The following is a 19,537-nucleotide window of genomic DNA, read 5'->3' as shown; positions in this document are numbered from 1 at the left end:
TATCGCTTATGTGATACGCTCAGACTGAAGACATGCGCTTTTTGTTCCTCTCGAATCGTTTTCCTGGGACAAGCATCGCGTCGCTTCACTTCGTTGCAGGGTCGCTCCTGCTTGTTTTCCTTAGGAAGCGATTTCGAGTGAACAAAACGCTTCTCTCCTCTTTCTTCCGGATTTGAAAAGTAGAAACGAAGAAGGAAGAGGACTTCCAATGATGGGTAAGAGAGGTACCATCATCGATCAGAGCATGTCACCATCACATTGGAACAACTGGTCCGCAGGACCAGTTTGATCGTAAAATCGATGCGGTGATCGATGTCGACTTCATCTATCGTGCCATCGAGAAATTGTATAGCGAAAACACCGGCAGATCCAGCATCGACCCCGTCCTGTTAATCAAGATGCGCTTCTTCACGGTATTCCTTCCATGCGACGTACCTTCAAAGAAATCGATACTAACGTAGCGTACCATTGGTTTTAAGTCTTGGGCTGGATGAGAAGGTACCCCATTTCTCTATATTCGGGAAGAATTACGTCCGTCGCTTTCAGGGTACGGACGTCTTAGAGAGTATTTTTTATCGTGTCCTCACCAAGGGGTCGAAGCTGGATTCGTGGACCCTTCGGTCCTCTTTATCGACTCCAACCACCAACCACATCAAGGCTAACGCAAACAAATGGAAGTTCAAGAAAAAACTCGTTTGACGCGCTGCCCAACAGTACAAAGACGAATTAGATCAAGAAGTCAATGAGGATTGGATCTTGCATGTAAAAAAGCCCTTCACCCCCAAGACGAAGAGTGTTGAAGAACGTCAGATAAAGGAGAGTACGACAGATCCGGAGAGTGGCTATTACGTGAAGGGGGAACGTGAGAAGCAATTCGCTTATCCGTGTCTTATTCATATATTAGTCTCCATTACATACGACAAACCCTCATTTCAATTACGAAATGAGGGTTTGTCTACAATCTGAGCGTATCGCTTATGCGATACGCTTCAACATTCGTTGTACATTAATGAAAATGAATTGACATATCTTTCTTTTTTTGTTATTTTTCCTTACGAACGGTCGTCAGTTAAATAAGGAGGATCATCATGACAAGACAAACGATCATGCAAGTTGCTTTGAGACAATTTGCTAAAAAAGGATTTGAAGCAACGACGTTATCAACGATTGGTACTGAATGTGCTATGAAAAAACAATCCATCTATTCTCACTTTACGAGTAAAGACGCTCTCTTCTTAGAGATTTATGATGAGGCTTTAAAAAATGAAATCGCGTATATCGATATGTGGATCAGTCGTCACGGAGCGAATCACTTAAATACACTGTTACCAACGTTTGTTGAAGAATACTTGTCGCGACATCTATCGGATGATGATATGACATTTTTCTATAGATTTGCTTTTTATGCACCTGAACAGTTCAAAACTCGGATTGAAGCAGGAACGGAGCAATTCATCTCGTATCTAGAGGAACGGTTCATCGCGTTATTTAAGGAACATATGGAACAGTTGACGTCGACCTCATCACCTGAAGCATGTGCTCTTCATTATTTGACATTGTTTGATGGATTGATTGTCGGGTGTTTATACGATAGTCCAAAACGTTTTAATCAACGAAAGTCAGCAGCGCTTGATCTATTCATACATGCGTTCGTCAAGGAAAATCTACTGATTGATTAAACGTACGTTTTTTATAACGTGAATAGTAAGCAAGATATATAAGAATGGCAGAACAGGTCACAAAAAGAACGCCATGCAGACCACTTGTCCATGCGGTTACTCCAAATAACACATGTAGCATTAAAAACAACTTTTGATTGTTTCGCTCGAGCTGAAGATTCGTTGCAGGTTCTTCGTACTTAGCGATGAATAAACTGAAAAAGAGAGCAGTGATGTACCAACCCAAAAAGTTTTGAAAAGGAATGTCGTAATATATTCCCGGATCCTGCCAAACCCAATATTGATTTAGCGAAGCGACAGGATCTATCGCTAAATCTAACCAGACTGTCAAAAGAGGAACGAGTAAAAGTGTATTGTATCGGATAAAAAAAAGTTTGGAGAAGGCGTAACTAGCTCCGATTACAGATAACCATGCGGGTCCCATAGTGATAGGTACACCAAGCCAGAGAGGTCCGAACTCCGTCGTATAGATATATTTACCGAACAAGAAACCAGTTTTCGTTCCGATGGACTCTATAAGAATCGATCCAAAAAAAATCAATGGAATAATGAAGCGTGCTTTTGGCAACACATGCCATAAATAGAATGCGGCATATGTGCCTGAAAGAAATAAGAAGACAGCATTTGCCCACTCTAGCCATGAGGGAAGTAAAGAAAACCCTACCAATACGAGACCGATTGAGAACCAGATGACGAAAAATTTCCATAAATATTGATGAAAACAATCCATTAGTTGCCACCACCTATTGAAGTATTGGAAATGAGGAGATTGAATGATTAGACGGGTAACCAATGAACATACAGCATATTATGGACACTTATTCCATGCACAGAATATCCTTAATGCTGAAGAGAACAAAGGACGGTCCATTGAAATCTATGAGAGTAGTCAATTCAATCGTCTAATGATGCTCGATCGGACACTTGTTACATCGGAACGCGATGCTTTTGCCTACTACGAAATGCTCGTTCATGTCATCTTATACGCTCATCCGAATCCGAAACGAGTCTTGTTTATTGGTAATGCGCGGAAATTGCTGTATCATCAGGTTTTGAAACATTCTGACCTTCAGCAAGTCGATCATGTCGTGCTTGACGAGTCAATCGCACGTCATTACGATGAGTGGTTTAAAACGGATACGATTGCATCACATTTCATTAGACGACTTGAAAGTGTGGCATGCACGGACCACTATGACATCATCGTTTTTGATTTACCGAGAAATTATTCTGCTGCGAGTTGTAATGATATGTTACGACGTTTCTTACCGGCGCTACGATCTGATGGATTGTGGAACATGATTCTTCCTCATCCGATGTTTGAATCAAAACGATACGAGGAGATAAATCGATTAATGAGGCAAAAAGGGAATCAGTTTGAAGATTATCTATCCTATGTGCCGACTTTTCCAGGCGGGATTGCTCTTTTCCGTATTGGAACAAATACAGGAATCATTCAAACACGAGTCACGCGAGGTGTCGCAGTCGAAACCAAGTATTTTGATGCAATGACCCATGAGGCAGCATTTGTTTTACCCCGTTATATAAAAGAGACAAGGTCCTCGTGAAGCGTAAGAATCCTGCCTCAGTATCATTCAAGAACCTTTAGGCCAATAACAGAGAGGACGATCATGCTGAGAAAGAGGATGCGTTTGAATGACTTCTCTTCATTGAACATCACCATTCCAAGGATGGTCGCTCCAACTGTTCCGATTCCGGTCCATACTGCATAAGCCGTGCCCATCGGAATGGTCTTCATCGCAAGTGACAGTAGTGTGAAGCTCAATCCGAAGAACAGTATGAAAATTAAAAACGATGACGTGTTACGTTCACGATTGAGTCGATTGATGCTCGAGACGCCAATCACTTCAAAAAGTCCTGCAAAGATTAATGTAATCCAAGCCATTATTCATGTGCTCCTTTCGTTGCGGATTTTTTATCGGATGTTGATAATTTTAATCCGATGACACCAGACATCAACGTCGCGATCAATAACAGCTTCACAAGTGATAGTGGTTCACCAAACAAAGCCGCTCCGACGAGAACCGTTCCTGCTGTTCCGATTCCTGTGAAGACGGCATACGCTGTACCAACAGGAAGTGTGGAAGTTGCTTTGATGATGAGTGCAAAACTAGCGACGATTCCAATGAACGTCAAACCCCATTCAAGCGGTGAAGTAGCGTGTTTTAATCCAATTACCCAACCAATTTCAATCAGTCCTGCGATTAGGACGAAGACCCAATTTCGATTCATCTGAATCACTCCTTTATCTAACTTGAGTCCAAGTATAAAGTTTTGTGTAACACAAAGGTCAATACGAAAGGATCAACTAATGTATAAAGAATTTTTATCCATCAGTGAAATGGCGAAACTACGACATATGACAGCGGAAACACTGCGGCATTATGACCGAATCGGATTAATTAAGCCTCACCGGATTGATGCGACGACCGGATACCGCTACTACTCGATTCATCAATATGAGGTCCTGGGTACAATTCGCGAACTTAAAGAGATTGGTCTGAGTTTAGAAGAAATTCGTACGTTCTTAGTGGAACGAAACTTAGAAAAATCGTTATCGATCATAGAATCGCACCAAACGAAATTACAAAGGAAAATCAAACAACTAGTCCGAATCGAGAGTAGTTTACAACAGAAGACGACGTATCTAAAAAGAATTGCTGAAGAGGGAAAAACACCACAACCAAACGTCCGTTATATCGAGGAACGCTATTTTTTAACGACACATGACGAGGTGGCAGATGATATTGAATTGAGTTATGCGACGATTGAGATTGAAAAATTATTAGAGCTTCACGTATCGCTTGTCGCAGGGAGTTTTTTGGGTCTCTTATTTGATGTCGATTCGCAAATCCAAGCAGGTGCCGCACCTACTTCAATACTGATGGCACAAACAGCATTTCCAAATGATTATCCAGAGATGAATCTCATTCGTGTTCCAGCAGGATATTATGTATGTTTACGTCACTTCGGACAGGTTTGGGATCGTACGCAAAGTTTAAAACAGGCGAAGGATTATCTTGAAAAGAATGAGATGAGAATTGACGGAAAGGCAATTCAGATGGTCGAGGTGGATGTTTCGGTGACAGATCGGTTGGATGAATCGTTGTTTGAAATTCAAATTCCAATTGCTTTTAAAAGGGCGGTGCAGATATGAATGGATCGAAGAAATCAACGCGATCAATATTTCTAATAACAGTTCTATTCTTTAGTGGTGTCATCGCATGGATTCAAAGTTGGTTAATAGTCGGATTGTTTTGTACTACAGCACTGATGCTTATATTCATTTGCCGAAGGAAGTACGCATCAGTTGCCGGTTTATTTAGTATTTTTTTGGTAGGTCTTGCATTCTACGAGTATGCTCTATCGTACTTTAAACTATCTGGTATTTCGAACACTCAGTTCGTTTTACTTCATCGGATTTCTTTACTTTTGATTTTGATTCCATTTGTAATATTCGTATTAATCACTCATCATCGACGGTCGTTATTTTCGATTTTTCTCCGCTTTCCAAACTTTAAGGAACATATTATGTTTCCGCGACATACCCTTTCTATGAGAACGTTTTTATTTTTGGGGATTTTAGGATCGTGTAGTGTCTTTTTTCCGCTTTTCTTTGATTCACCACTCGAACTGACCTCACGTTTGATCTTTTTTAGTTTATTTTTTTCTCTAGTGAATGCAACAATCGAGGAATTACTGTATAGAGGAGCCATGCTTACTTTCTTGAAAGATATAGTCTCGACTCGCTATGCGATAGTTGTGACAAGTCTCATTTTTGGTATCTTGCATCTAACACTCGGTATCTCTTTAGTGTTCACAGTTCTGTTTTCCATTGGTGGACTATATTATTCGTGGGTCGTTATAAAGAGCAACAGCATCTATCCGACCATTTGTTTTCATTTTGTAATCAACGTAGGAATGGTTTGGAATGGATGGATTTTATAAATGCTAAACCAACATCAGAGTAGGCTGTTCTAAATGCATACTAGTGAAAATAAGGATGGATTAAGATACTGATTGTCATTTTGAATCACTACATAACAAAAGAATTTAACAAATCATGTGTCCCCCAAAAAACAACAAAAAGACGATGAAATTTTTGGAAATTTGAATTTCACCATCTTCTTATCATTTTTCTAAGAGTTGATTGCTACCTTTCGCATAATGATCTCATCAGCGAAGTCATGCTCATTCATCATGACGTTAACGTTCCTCTGAACGATTTCAAAACCAACTTTCTTATACGCAGCGATGGCTCGCTCATTATGCGAAAACACTTCAAGTTCAAGTTGATGAAGTCGAAGTTCCTCGAAACAAAACCGGATGATACACGCGATCGCTTCTGTCCCGTATCCTTGACCGGTCCAGGGGAGGGCACGCATCGAAATACGAAAGCCCGCTTGTTTCAACTCTGCCTCAATGTCTAAAATGGAACATTCACCAATCACTTCACCGGAATTCAAACAGATAGCGAAATCGAAGCGCGATGGATCAGCTTGAATCGAAAGAATGTGCTGCTCGATCTGTTCAATCGAAAACGTTGCTGTCGTACCAGTCAAATAACGTAATGTCTCATCCTGGGTTTGTTCGAATAAGACGTGTGCATCGGTCACGTCAAGCGGGCGTAGGAAAATTCGTTCTGCGGTCAGGTTCATGGATACCGTCCTTTCTCATGACGAAAGCTTGATCGTTTCGTCCGTTTCCGTCGTAAAATAATGCCGTTTCGTGCGGTCTTGTATGATGAAGACGATCAATCCACCGATGATCAGGAAGCTGACCGCAGCGACGGTATACGTCAAGCGGATTGAGGTCTCAGCATAGAAACCGATCAACGCCGTCAAAAGAATGACACCAGCTGACTGCACGACGTGGATGCTACTGAGGAATCGTCCCATCGTTTCGACCGGAATGTGCGTTTGAGCAAATGTCATGAAGCCGGTGTTCGCAAACGCAAGGGCGAACGTCAGCAAGAAAAAGCCGATTGCTGCCGTCAGGAACGATGTCGCTGTGGCAAAGATCACATAACCGATCGGTGTTATCAGTGCTCCGAATTGAATCAAGAAGCGGAGCGACAAGCGATGTGTGAAGGTCGCATTGACGGCGGAGCCACAGATGATGCCAATTCCGGCGATACTGACGAGAAATCCATACGTACTCTCATCCAGCTGCAGAACAATCGTCGCAAACGAGGCTTCGAGCGAATCGAGCCCGCTCATCAGGACGATCATCAGCGCATAGAAGGCGTAGACGAGCGTGATATAGCGACGCGTCCGTGCAAACTGAAGCGTCTCTTTCCAGTCCGCGAGAATCACTCGGAGTGAGAAGGTGACCGCTGTAGTCGCCGCCAGACGGACGTCAGGCAATACGAACAGTAAGGCTGCAGAACACAACAGCGCTCCCGCATTCAGGATGATTGCCGTCTCCGGAGAACCGATCAAAAATAAGAATCCAGCAATCGACGGTCCGAGAATAAAGCCGGCTGATTGAATAAAGTTCTTCAACGCATTGAACCGTTGGCGACTCGTCTCCGGGACGAGCTTCGTCATGTAGATCAATGACGATGTCTCAAACAGTGTGTTGCCGATGTTCAGGATAAAGACGAGCGCATAGAGGACATACAACGAATCGATCAGTGTCAGTGAAAAGACGAGTCCGGCACGCGAGACGTCAAGCATGACGAGCAAGCGGCGCTGATTGATCCGATCGACGACACTACCGGACCAGAGGCTCGTCAACAGCGCGGAAATCGGCAATAAAATATAGAGAACGGAGACGGCAAACGCTGATCCCGTTCGTTCAAGGACAATTAAATTCAAGGCGATGAAGTAGATCCAAGCACCGACGTTCGAAACACCGACACCAAGTAATAGCAACCCAGGGTATTTCCAATTCGACATATGACACACTCCTTTTTTATTGTGTTTTAAGCCAATAAAAAAATCCCACCTCCAAGACGTTGGTCTTGGGGACGAGACTGTACGTGTCGTGGTGCCACCCCTGTTCGCGAGACCGTCACCGGTATCGCCTTCATCGGTACGACCGTTTTCAAACGGCAAATACCTGAGCTCGATAACGGGAGCACCCGTCACGATATCCCCGATTCGGTTCCACCGTGCTGCTCAGAGGCTTGGTTCGGTCAATGGCTGATGCTCCTTTCCACCAATCGGAGCTCTCTAGGAAAAGCCGAGATGACGTACTGTTCTCTTCGACGCGTTTGAATCATGTAATTTTTACCATCCTATCATGAGTTTCCTGAACCTGTAAATAGGAAATTGAAATGAATCAGTTGACAACGGAAAGAAAGGATTGTAAATTAGGAGCATGAATTTAAATGTTTAAACGTTTAAACGGAGGCGCTATGAGAAAAAATGAACAGGATGTACAAGCTCTAGACGCAGCGGTAGGGTATTTTCAAGATGCGATTCCGATCTTTCAAGTCTTATCGGATGTCAATCGTCAAGCGATCATCATTGAATTGGCACGGTACGATCGTTTGAACGTCAGTCAATTGGATGAAAAAATTTCGTTATCTCGACCAGCGATTTCGCATCACCTGAAAGTATTGCGGGCAGCAGGAATCGTCGCTTCTGAGAAAGTCGGTACGGAGAACTACTATTATCTGACTTTACAAGAAGCGGTCAACGTCTTAAAAACATTGACGGCAGCCATTGAAGAAGATTGTATCCTACGCTGAACGAGGCTCTTTTCTCACACATGAGAAGAGAGTTTGATTTTACACTAAACGTTTAAATGTTTAAACGAAAGAACATAATGAAAGTGAGCGATGAATGATGCAACATCCAACCATGATTTTACAAGATCAAGCCGTAACCGAAGAAGTCTATAGTGGGAAACGTGCGTTCTTTGATGCAGGGAAAACGAAGACGATCGATTTTCGGTTACGTCAGCTCGAACGGCTGGAACAGTTAGTCCGATCAAACGAAGAACGGATTCTCGTAGCATTAGCAAAAGATTTAGGAAAACCGACATTTGAAGCTTACACGTCAGAAATCGGCGTGCTCTATCAAGAGCTACGTGAAGCGAAAAAACAATTGGCGCGCTGGATGGAGCCGAAGCGAGTCGCAACACCACTCGTCCTGCAGCCGTCAAAGAGCTTCATTCGGCACGATCCGCTCGGCGTCGTCTTGATCATCGGACCATGGAATTACCCGTTCCAATTGTTGCTTGCACCCGTCATCGGCGCAATCGCAGCCGGGAATTGCATCGTCTTGAAACCGTCGGATTTGACACCGCATACGTCGGGCTTGATTGCAGAGCTCATCGCAACGACGTTCGATCCAGACTATATCAGTGTCGTTCTCGGTGATGGGGCAGTCGTTGGTGACCAGTTACTCGATCGATTCCGCTTCGACCATGTCTTCTTTACGGGAAGCCCGGGTGTCGGACGACATATCGCCATGAAGACGGCTGCCAAACTGGTACCGGCGACACTTGAGCTTGGCGGGAAAAGTCCCGTCATCGTCGATAAGAGTGCCAATCTGCAGATAACAGCGAAACGGATCGTCTGGTCGAAATTTTTCAATGCTGGTCAAACGTGTGTCTGTCCGGATTATCTGCTCGTTGAAGAGACGGTCAAGGATGCGTTGATCCAGTTGCTAAAAGCAGAAATCAGACGTGCTTTCGGAGCGGATCCACAAATGAGTGAAAGTTATGGACGCATCATCAATGAGCGCCGCGTACACGCTCTGCAACGTCTGATGCAACAAGGCACGATCGTTCACGGAGGACGAATCGATTTAGCGGATCGCTACGTGGAGCCAACATTGCTTGACGCTGTATCGCTTGAGGACGACATCATGAAAGAAGAAATCTTCGGTCCGTTACTTCCGATCGTAGCGTTCAGCTCACCGGAACAAGCTGTCTCGATCATTCGCCGCAACCGTTATCCACTCGCCTTATATCTCTATACGGAATCACTGGAGATGGAATCCTACTTCTTGGAGCACGTCGAGTTCGGAGGAGGATGTATCAACAATGGCATGGTGCATCTGATGAACGCTGAACTGCCGTTTGGTGGAGTCGGTAGTAGCGGGATGGGGGCGTATCACGGCAGACACACCTTTGAGACGTTCTCGCATGCGAAGAGCATCGTCAAAACGTCGACGAAACTTGATCCATCGTTACGCTACGCGCCGTACACATCGAAAAAAATGACCATCGCAAAACGTTATTTTGCACGCTAAGTCAAACTACAAAGGAGAATTCACAATGAAACAAAAGAAAACGATCGTCATCACGGGAGCATCTAGCGGAATCGGACGGGCAACCGTCGAACGGTTCAGTCAGGAAGGATGGCAAGTCGCAGCAACGATGCGAAAGCCGGAGACGTCAAGTGACCTCGCCTCATTACCAGGTGTTCGCTTGTATGCACTGGATGTCACGGACGAGAGGAGCATTCGTCTAGCCTTTGAAGCTATCACGAACGATTTCGGTACGATCGACGTCCTGTTGAACAATGCAGGGTACGGTGCGGTCGGCATCTTCGAGGAGGCGACACCGGAGCAAATCAAGCGTCAATTCGATACGAACGTCTTCGGCGTCATGAACGTGACGCGTCAGGCATTGCCGCTCTTTCGAAAACAGCGAAAGGGGAAGATCGTGACCGTGACATCCGTCGGGGGACAAGTCACGTTTCCAATCTATAGCCTGTACCACAGCTCGAAATGGGCTGTCGAGGGATTCATGGAATCGTTGCATTATGAGCTTGCTCCGCTCGGGATCGCCGTCAAACTGATCGAACCAGGACCGATCAAGACCGACTTCTACGGACGGTCGCAAGATCTCGTGCAAACGGACATCGCGGATTACGCCACCTATATGAAAACGGCACTCAAAAATTCGAACGCAGCAGGAGAAGAAGCCGAAGGACCGGAAGTCGTCGCGGGTGCGATTCACCGTGCCGTGATGGATGACTCGAAAAAGATGCGTTATCCTGCCGGTAAGAACGCAGCGAACTTTATTCGATTGAAACGATTTTTGCCGCACGCGGTCTTTTTCCGGATCGTCCGTCGTGTCATCGAAAAAGCATGATTAGTCGAGACTGACGCAAAAAGAATGCGGTAAGGGTGGCAGATCATCATTCTGCCATCCTTATTTTTATAGAGACTGACTTTTGAATCAGCCTCGTTAACCGATTGATCCGTTGACAAGCGATCGGTCGATTCATATAGTTTAGTTAACTTAACTATAAGGAAAGGGAGTCTGATTCATGGCAGTGCTGAGGAATCAACGCTTTGTCTTCATGTGGTTGTCCGGTATGACATTAACGCTCGGTTTTGCAATCTTCTTCTTGAGTGTGTCGTGGTTGACGATTGATGTCTTGCGACAGCCCGCCTTGCTTGGTCTGATATTAACTGCCGTGTCGTTGCCCCGAGTCATCATGATGGTGTTTGGTGGCGTGTTCGCGGATCGATTCCAAAAAAGCCGTCTTCTCTTTTGGACGAATCTCGGACAGGCGTTCTTGATGCTCGGTGTCGTGCTTTTACATTACGCTGATGCGTACTCGGTCGGGACACTCTTGTTGATTTCTGTCGTGTTTGGCATTTTGGATGGCATGTCTTATCCTGCTTTATCGTCCTTGTTGCCGTCTCTGGTTCCTGCGTCGCAATTACAGCGGGCGAATTCCTTATTTCAAGGATCACTCGAATTGATGTTCGTCATCGGTCCGTTTCTCGCAGGACTTCTGCTGACGCAAGGGGGATTTGGACTGAGCTTCGGGACAGCGATGATCTTAATCTTTATTGCAGCCGTACTGGTCCTGCCGCGGCTAATTCGCGATCCTATTCCTGATACCTCCGTCCTCTCGATACGTCAGGTCTTACGCGACTTGCGTGAAGGGATTCGATATGTCAAAGAGACGCCCGTCTTACGTGCCGGTACGTTGTCGATTGCCATCGTCAATCTATTCGTCATGGGACCGTTGATCATGAGCATCCCGATTCTCGTCGGCGCAGCGAAAGGGTCAGCAGCGGATCTCAGTCTCATCGAAGGTGGTCTTGCTGTCGGGACATTTGTTGCCAGTGTCGTCGTGTTGTTTCTAAGGTCGATTCATCGCGGTCGGTTCGTCTTTCGTGCGCTGTTTTTGACGTTAGGTGCTTTCTTGCTGTACACCCAGGTGGCATCGATTCCGTTACTTGCTTTCACGGCGGCGATGAGTGGATTTTTGTTGATGCTCGTCTATCTGCCGACCGTGACGATTTTACAGGAGCGGAGTGATCCGGATAAGATCGGACGCGTCATGAGCATCATGGCGCTTGCCGCTTCCGGTCTAGAACCGATTGCGTTCGCGGTCTTATCGCTGCTAGTCGCGATCGAAATTCCTATCCAGTTCCTACTGATTGCGTTCGCAGTGATTGGTGTCGTCTGTGGTCTGTTACTCTATCGCAGAAGTCGAGATTTTCGGAACATTTCATGACAGGAGGAAAACAATGGAAGGATCAAAAAAACAGGACATCTTGACGATGTATCGGCGTATCGATGAACTAGATCTTCAGCTGGCGAAGTTTTTCGCAGCGTTGAATCCGTTTGCTTTGAGTCAACAACAGGAACAGCTACTGCTATTGTTCAAACGAAAAGACTCCTGGACGTCGACGGAAATCGCACGAACGATGGGAATCTCGAAGAGTGCGGTCAGTCAAGTACTCAAGATTTTGGAAGAACGTACATTCATCAAGCGTCGAAAGAATCCAGCAAACTTAAGGGAAAGTTTCATCCAACTCGATACGAATGGGGTAGCCTACTTGCGAAAGATGGATGAGATTGAAGAGCAATTGGCGGAGGAGATGACGACGATTCTTGACGAAATGGAACTGGACATCATCAATCGTTCCCTTGTGCGCATGATTGATCGATTTCAGGAACTCCATCGATCGTAAGTAAACGGATTTTCATAATCAGAACGAATCAAATGGGAAAATCCTGGAATGATTTGTATGATACGCTAAGTCATAAGTGATTCAGAAACACCTTTTATATTGATTCACTGAAAGGAGAATGACAGTGAAATTCTTTATACTTAGCGTATTGCCACTACTTGTCGTACTCAGCACGCCACTCTTCTCGATGACTGAGCCAATCTCACAAACGCTCTACTTTTTGGTAGTGTTCTTACTGACATGTCTGTCGGCGATGATGCTCGTTGAGCGACAACGTTTTTTCAAGCGTTTGAATACAGTACGACCGCTATACGGGATCGTGATCGGAATTCTTGGGCTTACTAGTTTTATTGGGATACTGATCTGGCTCTCGCCAGTCTTGTTGCAGACTGGTCTTGGAGGTCGCATCCTGACGTTCATATTGATGTATCTTGGAATCTTGATTCTTGGTTTCATCACCGGTTGTTTCTTCGAAGGCATTACGCGCCAACCGAAGGATCAATTGATTCGCCCGGTCTTTCTGTTCATCGGGACAGGGTATATAATCTTGACTGTCTTTGGCATTTTGCAACTTTATCACCAAGCAGGATGAAATAACCCCCTTGACGTCATCGTACGTCAAGGGGGTTATTGTTTCACTGCACTTTCAGTAAGAATCCGAATTGTCCGTCTCCTTGTTTCCAGCGCGAGTTTAGTTCGTACGCATAGAGGCCAGGTTCTGTCGGGGCATTGAACTGATCTTTTTTCAAAGCGACAGGGGAGTCCTGTTTTTGATCGTCCCATTGTGTTAGCTTAACTTGATCTGGATTGCCAGATAATTTGACACGGACAGATGCTCCGGCAGAGACGGTAACTGGCGTTTTCCCCTTTGCTAGATCAAGACCGTCACGATACGTCTTATCGACACATTGACTGCGGAGTAAGCTATCCCAGCAATAAGACCCTTGGACGGTCGGAACATCCTTTCCGTTTGCCTCGACTTCGGGATTTGGTGGCGCACCACGGAACGGTTCGAAAACGATGATGCAGACGACAAGGATCAGTAGGACAGCTAAAGCAAAAGCACGTTTCATGAGACACCTCCAGTTGGTTTGCTTTATTTTACCAAAAATAGAGCGAACCGAGTGAAGAGGTTTTTTAAGGAAAGACTATTTATTTCTTACACTTTACGAGTGCACTTGTCATCTTTTTTCAGAGAACAGTTGTAGTCGCTTGTTCAACAACTCCGCGACATAAATCGTTCCATCCGAACCGACCGCGATGTCGTGCGCAATCCGGAGTTGTCCTGCTTCTTTGCCCCATGTACCGAATCGTTTCTCGATCTTTCCTTGTTTGTTCAAGATGACGATTTGGCTTTGCGCGTTCTTTTTTTGTCCATTAAGATAGTTTCCACCATCGGCGACGTAGACTTTACCGTTCGCGCCGATTTCGATCCCGTACGGTCGACCGAGTTCTTTTGACGACCACGTATCGATGTGTTTGCCGTTTCGATTAAAGATTTGGACCCGGGCGTTGTCCCGGTCCGCCACATAGAGATTCATCTCATCGTCGCTACTGATCCCATGCGGAAGATTGAACTGTCCGTCTTGTTTGCCGAGTTCATTGACTTCCCATTTGACTGTTCCTTTTGAATCGAACATGACGATGCGACTATTCCGATAGCCGTCAGATACGGCGAATGAGCCGTCCTTGAAAACGGTGACGTCTGTCGGACGAGCGAACGTCTTTTCATCTAGCTGTAGCGGGATGCTTGGCAAGACGTTTCGGATACGCAGACCGACTTCCGTGAACGGACCATATGCGTTTCCGAACGTTTGCAAGACTTTACCGGATGCATTGAGCTTGAAGACTTGGTTCAGACTGATGTCGGTAATCCAGATATTGTTTTGGTCATCGACTTCGAGACCGTGCGGTGACTTGAATAGTCCTGCACCTAACCGCTTCTTCACCTGCATCGTCTTTCCGTCGAGCACGATCAATGTCGGTTCTGTGATGTAGGTGTCATCCCCGTATGAATTACTACCTCGGTGTAAATAGTAGACGTCACCGTTCGGAGCAACAGCGACGCCGCTCGCTTCCCCGGCAATCGAACGATCGCGCGTTTCTAGTGGCCAAGCGACCTGTCCGCGATACGTCGTATCTTTTGGGATGGGTGGATAGTTGTCTTTCATGACGGGATCTGCGCCACCTCTCGACCAGGAAATACCCAGTACCGTGATGGTTGCTAAAGTCCCTATAAAGATCAATCGTTTTTTCATGCATCGTTCCTCCAGACGTGAATTCGTATCCATATTATATCTAGATATTAAACGAGGACGAATCGTTCTATAGGAGGAGACAGCGGGTTACGGAAGCAGGATATTAAAATCAGGATGAAGGGGTAAAGAAGAGAGATATCATATGGAAGAAAGAAAGTGAGGCAAAAACATGAAGGCAGTTACCGTAACAGGGCATGGCGGGCTTGAGCATCTCGCCTATATCGATCAAGAGACACCACAACCGAAACAAGGCGAGGTACTGATTGAAATCAAAGCTTGTGCCTTGAACAATACAGAAATCTGGATGCGGGAAGGCGCCTATGGTGCGGAGAGTGAATCCGGCTGGAAAGCAGAAGGGGTGCAGTTCCCCCGGATTCCCGGTTCAGACATCAGCGGACGGATCGTCGCGGTCGGAGCGGGTGTCGCCGAGACGGAAATTGGACGCGACGTCGTCTTGTTCCCGTTCACGGCGAGTGGAGAAATCGCTGACGAACAGAGTGCCGAGGACTTATCGTTCATCGGTTCCGAGTACGACGGCGGATACGCGGAGTATGTCTGCTGGCCGCTCGAACTCTGTTACGACATGCCGCTTGCTTCCTATACGGACAGTGCGGTCTTCTCGGTCAGTGGATTGACGGCGTGGCACATGGTCGAACAACTTGACTTACAACAAGGACAGACGGTACTTGTAACAGGTGCCAGCGGTGGTGTCGGTTCACTCAACGTCCAGATTGCGAAACGGGTCTTCGGAGCCCGTGTCGTCGCACTCGTCGGTGACTTGAAGCTGACGGATCAATTGCACGAACTCGGGGCGGACTTGGTCGTTTCCTACCGTGAGCCGGACTGGGATCAGCAGGTCATGCAAGAAGTTGGTCCGGTCGATGCGATTCTCGACGTCGTCGGCGATGCCGTGTTCAAACAAGGACTGGATCTGCTAAAGCGCGGCGGAACGTACTGTATATCCGGATCGTCCGGGGGACAGGTGACTTCGCTCGATTTTCGGACGCTTTATTTAAAACATATCCGTCTACAAGGATCTGTCCTTGGCAATCGCCATGATTATGAGAAATTACTGGAGGCCGTTCGGACGCAGACGATTCAGCCCGTCATTGACCGGACGTTCCCGCTCGCTGAAGCGCGAGAAGCCCAAGCGTACTTCAAACAAGCTGGTAAATTCGGCAAGGTCGTCTTGCTACCATAAGAGAAACCGAACAAAACGAGCTATCCTCTTCCTGTGCAGGAAAGGGTAGCTCGTTTTCGTGTCAATTTAAGGACTAGGCAAGATGTAAAAAAACGTGACGATCGAGCTGACAGGCTCCTCTTCCGTATCATCAACCAATTCCTCCTGTGATTCATGAATCGTATACCGGTTGCTCGGAAAGAGTTCCGTTACCCAGGTCGGAACGTGTGAAGCGTGAGGGAACGACTGAATCCGCTCGAGTGGGAATTGGGTTCCGTCCGGGTTCAGCGTGTGGACATGTAGTGCGTCTTGTGAAGCATCCTCGAGGACGATCGTTATGTAAAGCTGATGTTCAATCTGTTTTTCCTCTAGTTTTTGTCGCATGTCCTGCATAGCGCTCAACGCGATCCGAAGATGTGCTTTACGAATGCGCAGACTCGCGTTGCCATGTCCAGAAAAGTCAGGGTGCTCGTGCCAGTCGTTAAACCAAACGTCTGGATCAATATAGGATGGAGAAGAAAAACTGTTGAATTCCAGTTCGAGATTTTTAAAATAACGGCGTTTGCCGCGGAATTTTTTCATGAACGATGGACCTTTCAGTTAAGGGATTTTTATTTTTCATAAGTGAAATAAGGCGAACACACTAAAAACGGGTAAATAAAAATCAATGACTTAAATGTTGTGACTCGTTTTAAGTGACGAACTGATTGCGCGGACGTTCCCGGTGTCGTAATCGCCACCGCCTTGCTGCCACCGTCTATAACAGCATTGCGAATCAATACATGACCTACGCGCTCGGTGCAGATATCTGTTTCTGTACAACTGTAGTTTTATTTTGATCGCGACGTTGCTCGGTGTCAAATAGCTCCTACGGACGGATCAAAGTTTACAACGAATCGATTATTTCCTGATCTCTGACTTGAATCAACTTGATCCTGACCAACTAGAGAAATTGTTCAATGAACGTGCGCCGTGATGACGGAACTGAGGAGGAGAGAGCATGCTGGCGTTCTTTATTTTGATCCGAAATTTTTTTCATGTCATTCGTATCTTATTCAAGCAAGAAGAACAGAAGGCATTGATGATCATGGTCGGGGCACTTTTTTTGATTGGAACGGTCTTCTATCACAATGTCGAACAGTTCAGTATTCTGGACGCCTTTTATTTCTCCGTCATGACGCTCGCAACGGTCGGATATGGGGATCTTGTCCCCCAAACAGCGTTCGGTAAATTGTTTTCGATCGTTTACGTCATGCTTGGCGTAGGTGTTCTCAGTGCCGTCATCGTAAACGTCAATATGGCATTAAAACAATATCACCGGGAGAAGAAAAAGAAAGAAGAGCAGAAATGAAATCAGATTTGACGCTTTTCTTGCAATGATCCGCGGAGCAATCGTTGAGTTCTAAATAGAGAAACTTCTAACGAAGCATTATGGAAATCCTCTGTCATTATCCGATAAATAAATTTATGACTTACTAAATTATTCGTTATTTGTCTTATAGATTGAATGAATCTATACTTTTTAAGAAGACCAAGCAAAAGGAGAAACCACATGATTGATTTTGAATGGTATCGCAGTTTCATTCATGTTTACCAACAGCGTTCCGTCTCGGCAGCGGCAAGAATTCGTTTTTTGACGCAACCGGCGGTCAGCCAGCATATCGCGGCACTAGAAGCAGAACTGGAGACATCCTTGTTCATCCGTGCGCCACGGCAAATGATTCCGACGGACGCGGGAACAGCCCTCTATACACAAGTCGTCGGATTGATTGATCGGCTCGAGGAATTATCGCTTGAGATGAAGTACGAAGCAGGGGAACAACCTCGTCCGGTCTTGAAATTCGGGGGACCTACGGAATTTGTCACGCATGGGATCGTGCCGAAGCTACCGCTCGATGTCGCACAGTTCACGGCAGTCTTTGATTTGACGGTTCCTCTTTTGCAACGCTTGCTTGCGAATGAGCTCGACTTCATCATCGCAACGAAGCGGATCGATGAGCCGGGCGTCCAGTACGTCCCGATTGCTGACGAACGATTCCATTTGATCGCTCCGACTGGCTACGAAGTTCCAGTAGCGGATCTAAAGGAGTGGATGGACCGTCAGCGCTGGATCAGTTACGGACTCGAGCTGCCGATCATTCGTCGGTACTATCAGACGCAGTTCGGAGAACGACCTGGGATCCGTCCGGAAATGATCTTACCGAACGTCGATGCGATACTAAAAGCCATCGAAGCAGGACACGGGATTAGCGTTTTGCCCGATTATCTCGTCGAAGCAGCGGTTAGCGCTGGACGGGTACAACGGATTGCACCGGAACGATTCGCGACGAATCAGTTATATGTCGCCTATCGAACGGACTCGCGCCACGATCCGGTTTTGCAACAGGTGATTAAGGCGTTAAGTTGAATTAAGTTAAAAAAGTCCAATCCACAAGCAAATGCTGAGAGGATTGGACTTTTTTTGTATGAATTACAGATTACTTTGATACGTCATCTAAGAACGTCAAGTTTCGATCAACGACGAGATTGGCACTGTCTGCTCGATAGGCTTGATAGTGCGGTGATGCGACATGCTGATCGAAAGCGTCTTGATCACGCCATTGTTCATAAAAGTAGAAGACGTTCGGATTGTCGATGGCGCGATGTGTCTGATACGTCAGGCACCCTTCTTCTGCACGCGAAGGTACGATCACACCTTCGATGATAGAAGCGAGCTGTTCGCCTTGATTCGGATGCGCTTCGATTCGGGCAATCAGTTGAATCATCGATAGAACCTCCTATGAAAAGAGATCCTTCATCCAAAGGATCCCTTGTTTTGATTAGTTGAGTGTATTGATGACGGCTTTCGCGACCGCAATCGTAGATTGTGGATTTTGACCCGTGACAAGGTTTCCGTCGACTTGGACGTTTTCCGTGAAGTTGTCAGCCGTGATGATATTCGCACCGAGTTCACGAAGACGTGTCTCGAGCAAGAATGGCATGTAGACGTCAAGACCTGTCGCGCGTTCTTCTTCATCCGTGAACGTTGCGATCGTCTTTCCAGCGACGAGTGGTGTTCCGTCTGAGAGTGTCGCACTGACGAGTCCAGCGGGTCCGTGGCAGACCGCAGCGACCGTCTTATTCGCTTCAAACAATGTCCGAAGAGCGTTGTTCAAGGCATCACTTTGTGGCAAGTCGAACATCGTACCGTGTCCACCTGGCATGAAGATTGCATCGAATGCTGAGAAATCCTGGATTGCTTTTAAATCAAGTGTCTCTTTCAAGAGTGGAGCTGTCGCTTGAATCTCAGCTGGGACTTCGTCTTCAAGGCTCCGAGCGTCGATTGGTGATTCGCCGCCGTTCGGGCTTGCGACCGTTACCGTATATCCTGCGTTCTTGAATTCGATGTACGCTTCCGCGAACTCAGACAACCAAAGTCCAGTTGCGTGACCTTCCTTCATTTCTTTTGCGTTCGTGACGACCATTAAGATGTGTTTACTCATGATATGTTCCTCCTTTTTC

At 46.1% G+C, this 19,537-nt stretch carries 23 protein-coding genes and 1 other annotated feature; of the genes, 13 read left to right on the top strand and 10 right to left on the bottom strand.

The window, feature by feature from the left end:
* Window positions 1–1,088: 1,088 nt before the first annotated feature.
* Window positions 1,089–1,679 (top strand): TetR/AcrR family transcriptional regulator, encoded by a 591-nt coding sequence (locus EXG77_RS08935; protein WP_052017142.1) that lies wholly within the window; start codon window positions 1,089–1,091, stop codon window positions 1,677–1,679.
* Here EXG77_RS08935 and EXG77_RS08930 read toward each other — a convergent pair.
* Window positions 1,654–2,409: a carotenoid biosynthesis protein gene (locus EXG77_RS08930; protein ID WP_035397665.1), complete on the bottom strand. Its 756-nt coding sequence runs from the start codon at window positions 2,407–2,409 to the stop codon at window positions 1,654–1,656. The two genes, EXG77_RS08935 and EXG77_RS08930, sit on opposite strands and share 26 nt — an antisense overlap.
* 43 nt (window positions 2,410–2,452) lie before the next feature.
* On the opposite strand from EXG77_RS08930, the gene EXG77_RS08925 reads away from it, so the two are divergent.
* Window positions 2,453–3,247 carry a hypothetical protein gene (locus EXG77_RS08925; protein ID WP_035397663.1) on the top strand — a complete coding sequence of 265 codons (795 nt, stop codon included), beginning with the start codon at window positions 2,453–2,455 and terminating at the stop codon, window positions 3,245–3,247.
* 23 nt (window positions 3,248–3,270) lie between these two features.
* Here the strand turns inward: EXG77_RS08925 and EXG77_RS08920 are convergent, their stop codons facing one another.
* Window positions 3,271–3,585 (bottom strand): multidrug efflux SMR transporter, encoded by a 315-nt coding sequence (locus EXG77_RS08920; protein ID WP_035397660.1) that lies wholly within the window; start codon window positions 3,583–3,585, stop codon window positions 3,271–3,273.
* Window positions 3,585–3,932: a multidrug efflux SMR transporter gene (locus tag EXG77_RS08915; protein ID WP_035397658.1), complete on the bottom strand. Its 348-nt coding sequence runs from the start codon at window positions 3,930–3,932 to the stop codon at window positions 3,585–3,587. Before EXG77_RS08915 ends, EXG77_RS08920 begins: the two co-directional genes overlap by 1 nt.
* Before the next feature lie 79 nt (window positions 3,933–4,011).
* Here EXG77_RS08915 and EXG77_RS08910 point away from each other — a divergent pair, with 79 nt between their 5' ends.
* Both EXG77_RS08910 and EXG77_RS16660 read left to right on the top strand, forming a co-directional pair.
* Entirely contained in the window at window positions 4,012–4,857 is an 846-nt protein-coding gene (locus tag EXG77_RS08910; RefSeq protein WP_035397655.1) for a MerR family transcriptional regulator, read from the top strand.
* A complete protein-coding gene (locus tag EXG77_RS16660) occupies window positions 4,854–5,648 on the top strand; it encodes a type II CAAX endopeptidase family protein (protein ID WP_052017141.1) in 795 nt (264 codons plus the stop codon). Before EXG77_RS08910 ends, EXG77_RS16660 begins: the two co-directional genes overlap by 4 nt.
* A 191-nt stretch (window positions 5,649–5,839) precedes the next feature.
* Here EXG77_RS16660 and EXG77_RS08900 read toward each other — a convergent pair whose 3' ends face one another.
* Both EXG77_RS08900 and EXG77_RS08895 read right to left on the bottom strand, forming a co-directional pair.
* Window positions 5,840–6,358 (bottom strand): GNAT family N-acetyltransferase, encoded by a 519-nt coding sequence (locus EXG77_RS08900; RefSeq protein ID WP_035397652.1) that lies wholly within the window; start codon window positions 6,356–6,358, stop codon window positions 5,840–5,842.
* Window positions 6,359–6,373: 15 nt separating this feature from the next.
* Window positions 6,374–7,600, bottom strand: a complete 1,227-nt coding sequence (locus tag EXG77_RS08895; protein ID WP_035397651.1) for an MFS transporter — start codon at window positions 7,598–7,600, stop codon at window positions 6,374–6,376.
* Window positions 7,601–7,664: 64 nt separating this feature from the next.
* Window positions 7,665–7,921, bottom strand: a binding site (T-box leader).
* Window positions 7,922–8,034: 113 nt separating this feature from the next.
* Between EXG77_RS08895 and EXG77_RS08890 the strand changes: the two genes are divergently transcribed.
* The 6 genes from EXG77_RS08890 (at window position 8,035) to EXG77_RS08865 (ending at window position 13,190) form a co-directional block, all read left to right on the top strand.
* On the top strand, window positions 8,035–8,397 hold the full coding sequence (locus EXG77_RS08890; RefSeq protein WP_023468128.1) for a helix-turn-helix transcriptional regulator: 363 nt from the start codon (window positions 8,035–8,037) through the stop codon (window positions 8,395–8,397).
* A 112-nt stretch (window positions 8,398–8,509) separates the two neighbouring features.
* Window positions 8,510–9,907 carry an aldehyde dehydrogenase gene (locus EXG77_RS08885; protein ID WP_035398565.1) on the top strand — a complete coding sequence of 466 codons (1,398 nt, stop codon included), beginning with the start codon at window positions 8,510–8,512 and terminating at the stop codon, window positions 9,905–9,907.
* Between the two features lie 25 nt (window positions 9,908–9,932).
* Window positions 9,933–10,754: an SDR family oxidoreductase gene (locus EXG77_RS08880; RefSeq protein ID WP_035397648.1), complete on the top strand. Its 822-nt coding sequence runs from the start codon at window positions 9,933–9,935 to the stop codon at window positions 10,752–10,754.
* A gap of 178 nt (window positions 10,755–10,932) precedes the next feature.
* Window positions 10,933–12,138, top strand: coding sequence for an MFS transporter (locus tag EXG77_RS08875; RefSeq protein ID WP_035397645.1), 1,206 nt, complete (start codon window positions 10,933–10,935; stop codon window positions 12,136–12,138).
* 13 nt (window positions 12,139–12,151) lie between these two features.
* A complete protein-coding gene (locus EXG77_RS08870) occupies window positions 12,152–12,598 on the top strand; it encodes a MarR family winged helix-turn-helix transcriptional regulator (RefSeq protein WP_035397643.1) in 447 nt (148 codons plus the stop codon).
* A gap of 124 nt (window positions 12,599–12,722) precedes the next feature.
* The gene (locus EXG77_RS08865) at window positions 12,723–13,190 is read left to right on the top strand and encodes a hypothetical protein (RefSeq protein ID WP_058713514.1); all 468 of its coding nucleotides are present in this window, start codon (window positions 12,723–12,725) and stop codon (window positions 13,188–13,190) included.
* Between the two features lie 43 nt (window positions 13,191–13,233).
* On the opposite strand, the gene EXG77_RS08860 is transcribed toward EXG77_RS08865, so the two are convergent.
* Complete coding sequence (locus EXG77_RS08860; RefSeq protein WP_035397638.1) at window positions 13,234–13,671, bottom strand: hypothetical protein; 438 nt, start codon at window positions 13,669–13,671, stop codon at window positions 13,234–13,236.
* Between the two features lie 108 nt (window positions 13,672–13,779).
* Entirely contained in the window at window positions 13,780–14,856 is a 1,077-nt protein-coding gene (locus tag EXG77_RS08855; RefSeq protein WP_035397636.1) for a peptidyl-alpha-hydroxyglycine alpha-amidating lyase family protein, read from the bottom strand.
* A 169-nt stretch (window positions 14,857–15,025) separates the two neighbouring features.
* Here EXG77_RS08855 and EXG77_RS08850 point away from each other — a divergent pair, with 169 nt between their 5' ends.
* Complete coding sequence (locus EXG77_RS08850; RefSeq protein ID WP_035397634.1) at window positions 15,026–16,057, top strand: zinc-binding dehydrogenase; 1,032 nt, start codon at window positions 15,026–15,028, stop codon at window positions 16,055–16,057.
* A gap of 66 nt (window positions 16,058–16,123) precedes the next feature.
* Here EXG77_RS08850 and EXG77_RS08845 read toward each other — a convergent pair whose 3' ends face one another.
* Complete coding sequence (locus EXG77_RS08845) at window positions 16,124–16,618, bottom strand: hypothetical protein (protein WP_052017140.1); 495 nt, start codon at window positions 16,616–16,618, stop codon at window positions 16,124–16,126.
* A 418-nt stretch (window positions 16,619–17,036) separates the two neighbouring features.
* On the opposite strand from EXG77_RS08845, the gene EXG77_RS08840 reads away from it, so the two are divergent.
* Together EXG77_RS08840 and EXG77_RS08835 are read left to right on the top strand one after the other, a co-directional pair.
* Window positions 17,037–17,387, top strand: a complete 351-nt coding sequence (locus EXG77_RS08840) for a potassium channel family protein (protein ID WP_023468138.1) — start codon at window positions 17,037–17,039, stop codon at window positions 17,385–17,387.
* A gap of 201 nt (window positions 17,388–17,588) precedes the next feature.
* Window positions 17,589–18,443, top strand: coding sequence for a LysR family transcriptional regulator (locus EXG77_RS08835; RefSeq protein WP_035397631.1), 855 nt, complete (start codon window positions 17,589–17,591; stop codon window positions 18,441–18,443).
* A 70-nt stretch (window positions 18,444–18,513) separates the two neighbouring features.
* On the opposite strand, the gene EXG77_RS08830 is transcribed toward EXG77_RS08835, so the two are convergent.
* Window positions 18,514–18,801 (bottom strand): putative quinol monooxygenase, encoded by a 288-nt coding sequence (locus tag EXG77_RS08830; protein WP_035397629.1) that lies wholly within the window; start codon window positions 18,799–18,801, stop codon window positions 18,514–18,516.
* 54 nt (window positions 18,802–18,855) lie between these two features.
* Window positions 18,856–19,518, bottom strand: coding sequence for a type 1 glutamine amidotransferase domain-containing protein (locus EXG77_RS08825; protein WP_023468141.1), 663 nt, complete (start codon window positions 19,516–19,518; stop codon window positions 18,856–18,858).
* Window positions 19,519–19,537: the final 19 nt, after the last annotated feature.

Source organism: Exiguobacterium sp. OS-77 (assembly GCF_000414195.2).
GTDB classification, from domain to species: domain Bacteria; phylum Bacillota; class Bacilli; order Exiguobacteriales; family Exiguobacteriaceae; genus Exiguobacterium_A; species Exiguobacterium_A indicum.
Note: the sequence above shows the minus strand (reverse complement) of the source record. Positions and strands in the feature narration are given on the sequence as shown.